This window comes from Streptomyces sp. URMC 123 (assembly GCF_051386515.1).
Classification (GTDB): domain Bacteria; phylum Actinomycetota; class Actinomycetes; order Streptomycetales; family Streptomycetaceae; genus Streptomyces.
The window spans coordinates 1-4,009 of sequence record NZ_JBPQTV010000458.1 but is presented as its reverse complement, the minus strand read 5'-3'; the positions used below and the strand labels follow the sequence as shown (position 1 = coordinate 4,009).

Genomic DNA, 4,009 nt, shown 5'->3' with positions numbered 1-4,009 from the left:
CCGCGCTCATGCGGACCAGCGGGTCCTTCCGCAACAGGCCCTCGATGAGCGGCGCCAGGGGACCGGCCCGGCGCGGCCGGACGCGATCTCGTCGAGCAGGCCCTGCGCGGCCTCCGCGCTCATGCGGACCAGCGGGTCCTTCCGCAACAGGCCCTCGATGAGCGGCGCCAGGGGACCGGGCCGGCGCGGCCGGACGCGATCTCGTCGAGCAGGCCCTGCGCGGCCTCCGCGCTCATGCGGACCAGCGGGTCCTTCCGCAACAGGCCCTCGATGAGCGGCGCCAGGGGACCGGCCCGGCGCGGCGGCGGGGCCTCCTCCTGGACGATGGCCTGAAACGTGCTCAGGGGCGTGGCGCGGCGGAACGGCGACACCCCCTCCACCGCCGCGTACAGGGTCACGCCCAGCGACCAGAGGTCCGACGGCGCGCCGACGCGCTGTTCCCGGACCCGCTCGGGCGCGAAGTACTCCAGCGATCCCACCCACTCGCCGGTGCGGGTGAGCGTGCCCGCGCCGTCGATCACGGCGATGCCGAAGTCGGTCAGGACCACCCGGCCGCCGGGCTCCAGCAGCACGTTCGCCGGCTTCACATCGCGGTGCAGCACCCCCGCCCGATGGGCGCGGCAGAGCGCCCGCAGCACCATCGCGCCGACCCGGGCCGCCTCCTCCGGCGGCAGCACGCCGTCGTGCTCCAGCGCCTCCGCGAGGGAGCGGCCGCGCACGAGCTCCATCACGATCCAGGGGCGGCCCCGCTGCTCCACCACGTCATGGACGGTGATCACATTGGGGTGGCTGACGCGGGCCGCCGCGCGGGCCTCGCGCTCCAGCCGGGCGTAGAGCAGCCGGACGTCGTCCTCCGGCAGATGCGCGGGGGCCCGTACCTCCTTGACCGCGACCTCGCGGCCGAGCAGTTCGTCGACGGCCCGCCGGACCACGCCCATGCCGCCGCTGCCGAGCCGGGCGCCCAGCCGGTACCGCCCGGCCAGCAGCTGCGGCGCGCTCCGGTCCTCGTCCATGCCGAACGCCCCCCTTCCGGCGCGCGCGGCCTCCCCCGGCCGTCCGCGCTGGGTCACTACTGGAGACGGACGGGTCCGGGCGGCCGTTCCCGCCGGCGGTGCCCAAAGCGGTTACGGACCGTGCGCACGGGAGCACAACGGGGGCGCGTACGACGTCGGGCGCGCCCCGGGGAGAACCCCGCGGCAGGGACCGGCCGCAGGGTCAGGCCGTGGCGGGGGCGCGGCGCGCCGTCGTGGCGATCGTCGCCGAGCCGACCACCCGCGTGCCGTCGTACAGCACGATGGCCTGGCCGGGGGCCACGCCCCGGGCGGGCTCGGTGAACTCCACGCGCAGCTCGTCACCGACGACCTCCGCGGTGACCTCCGTCTCGCCGCCGTGCGCGCGCAGCTGCGCGGTGTAGACGGCCGGCCCGTCGGTGGGCGGGGCGCCGCACCAGCGGGGCCGGATCGCCGTGAGCCCGGTGACCTCCAGCGCCTCGGCCGGGCCGACGGTCACCGTGTTGTTCACCGGCGAGATGTCGAGCACGTAGCGGGGCTTGCCGTCGGCGGCGGGGGTGCCGATCCGCAGGCCCTTGCGCTGGCCGATGGTGAAGCCGTAGGCGCCGCTGTGCGTGCCGACCTTCGCGCCGGACTCGTCGACGATGTCGCCCTCGGCGGTGCCCAGGCGCTTGGCCAGGAACCCCTGGGTGTCGCCGTCGGCGATGAAGCAGATGTCGTGGCTGTCGGGCTTCTTGGCCACGGCCAGCCCGCGCCGCTCCGCCTCGGCGCGGATCTCCTCCTTGGTGGTGACCGTGTCACCCAGCGGGAAGAGCGCGTGGGCGAGCTGGCGCTCGTCGAGCACGCCGAGCACGTACGACTGGTCCTTGGCCATGTCGGAGGCGCGGTGCAGCTCGCGGCGGCCGTCCTCGCGGACGACGACGGTGGCGTAGTGGCCGGTGCAGACCGCGTCGAAGCCGAGGGCGAGCGCCTTGTCCAGCAGCGCGGCGAACTTGATCTTCTCGTTGCAGCGCAGACAGGGGTTGGGGGTGCGGCCCGCCGCGTACTCGCTGACGAAGTCCTCGACGACGTCCTCGCGGAAGCGGTCGGCCAGGTCCCAGACGTAGAACGGGATGCCGATCACGTCCGCGGCCCGGCGGGCGTCCCGGGAGTCCTCGATGGTGCAGCAGCCGCGGGCGCCGGTGCGGAAGGACTGCGGGTTCGCGGACAGCGCGAGGTGGACGCCCGTGACGTCGTGGCCCGCCTCGGCGGCGCGGGCCGCGGCGACGGCGGAGTCCACGCCGCCCGACATGGCGGCGAGCACGCGCAGCCGGCGGCCGTCGCGGGGCGGGGTGGGGGCGTCGGGGCGCCGTTCGTTCATCGACTCAGCAGTCATAGCCCTACCAGGGTACGGGGGCCGCGGGCGCGGCCGGTCCCTGCCACCGTCCGCCGCCTCCCGGTTCCGGCCGAGGGGCCTCCCCGCCACGGCCGGGGGATCAGACCAGGCCCGCCGAGCGGGCCCGCTCCACCGCGGGGCCGATGGCCCGCGCCACGGCCTCGACGTCCGCCTCGGTGGAGGTGTGGCCCAGGGAGAAGCGGAGCGTCCCCCGCGCGGTGTCCGGGTCCGTACCCGTCGCGAGCACGACATGGCTGGGCTGGGCCACGCCGGCCGTGCACGCCGACCCCGTCGAGCACTCGATGCCCTGGGCGTCGAGCAGCAGCAGCAGCGAGTCGCCCTCGCAGCCGGGGAACGAGAAGTGCGCGTTCGCGGGCAGCCGGCCCGCGGGGTCGGGGTCGCCGCCGAGGACCGCGTCCGGGACGGCGGCCTTCACCTCGGCGACCAGCCGGTCGCGCAGGGCGCCGATCTCGCGGGCGAACGCGGCCCGGTGCTCCGTGGCGTGCCGGGCCGCCACGGCCAGCGCGGCGACGGCAGGCACGTCCAGGGTGCCGGAGCGCACATGGCGCTCCTGGCCGCCGCCGTGCAGCAGCGGTACGGGGGTCTCCTCGCGGCGCAGCAGCAGCGCGCCGATGCCGTACGGGCCGCCGATCTTGTGCCCCGAGACGGTCAGCGCCGACAGCCCGGACTCGGCGAAGTCCACCGGGAGCTGGCCGACGGCCTGCACGGCGTCCGAGTGCAGCGGGACGCCGAACTCCAGGGCGACGTCCGCGAGTTCCCGTATCGGCATGATCGTGCCGATCTCGTTGTTGGCCCACATCACGGTGGCGAGGGCCACGTCCTCGGGGTCGCGGGCGATCGCCTCGCGCAGGGCGTCCGGGTGGACCCGGCCGTACGTGTCCACCGGGAGGTAGTCGACCCGCGCGCCCTCGTGCTCGGCGAGCCAGTGCACGGCGTCCAGCACGGCGTGGTGCTCCACGGGGCTGGCGATGACCCGTGTGCGCCGCGGATCGGCGGCGCGGCGGGCCCAGTACAGGCCCTTGACCGCCAGGTTGTCGGCCTCGGTGCCGCCCGCGGTGAAGATCACCTCGCTGGGGCGGGCGCCGAGCGCGGCGGCGAAGGACTCGCGCGCCTCCTCCGTGGTCCGGCGGGCGCGCCGGCCCGCCGCGTGCAGGGAGGAGGCGTTGCCGGTGACGGCGAGCTGGGCGGTCATCGCCTGCACCGCCTCGGGGAGCATCGGGGTGGTGGCGGCGTGGTCGAGGTAGGCCATGGTGCCCACGATTCTACGGTTCGCCCTCCGGGCTCGGTTTGCGCGACGTCCACGTTGTGGGTTGTCCGTGACGTGACCGTCGCCGCGTTTCCGCCCCTCCGGGGCGGGCCCGTTGTCCCGCGTGTCCGGTGCGACGTCCACCACGCACCCCGGCCGAAGGCCGGGGCAAGGGCCCGCCCCTTCGGGGCGAAGCCCCATTTCCCCGCCCCGAAGGGGTGGGACTCGTCCTCCCGCGCCTTCGGCGCGGTGGTTGCGGTCGTGCGCTCTGTTCGTGGGTGGGGTCGGTGCCGCACCGGGGTACCTCCTCGGCGGCGCACCGTGCGGGTTGTTTCTTCGGCTCCCCCTGGGAGCATG

The 4,009-nt window shown here is 75.8% G+C and carries 2 protein-coding genes and 1 pseudogene; all 3 read right to left on the bottom strand.

Annotated elements, in window-relative coordinates; translation table 11 throughout:
* Nucleotides 1-185: 185 nt before the first annotated feature.
* Nucleotides 186-1,013, bottom strand: a pseudogene (locus tag ACSNOD_RS29260) (serine/threonine-protein kinase); the annotation flags it as partial.
* A 202-nt stretch (nucleotides 1,014-1,215) separates the two neighbouring features.
* Nucleotides 1,216-2,385: a tRNA 2-thiouridine(34) synthase MnmA gene (mnmA, locus tag ACSNOD_RS29255; RefSeq protein WP_436770092.1), complete on the bottom strand. Its 1,170-nt coding sequence runs from the start codon at nucleotides 2,383-2,385 to the stop codon at nucleotides 1,216-1,218.
* Between the two features lie 100 nt (nucleotides 2,386-2,485).
* Nucleotides 2,486-3,655 (bottom strand): cysteine desulfurase family protein, encoded by a 1,170-nt coding sequence (locus ACSNOD_RS29250; protein WP_436770091.1) that lies wholly within the window; start codon nucleotides 3,653-3,655, stop codon nucleotides 2,486-2,488.
* Nucleotides 3,656-4,009: the final 354 nt, after the last annotated feature.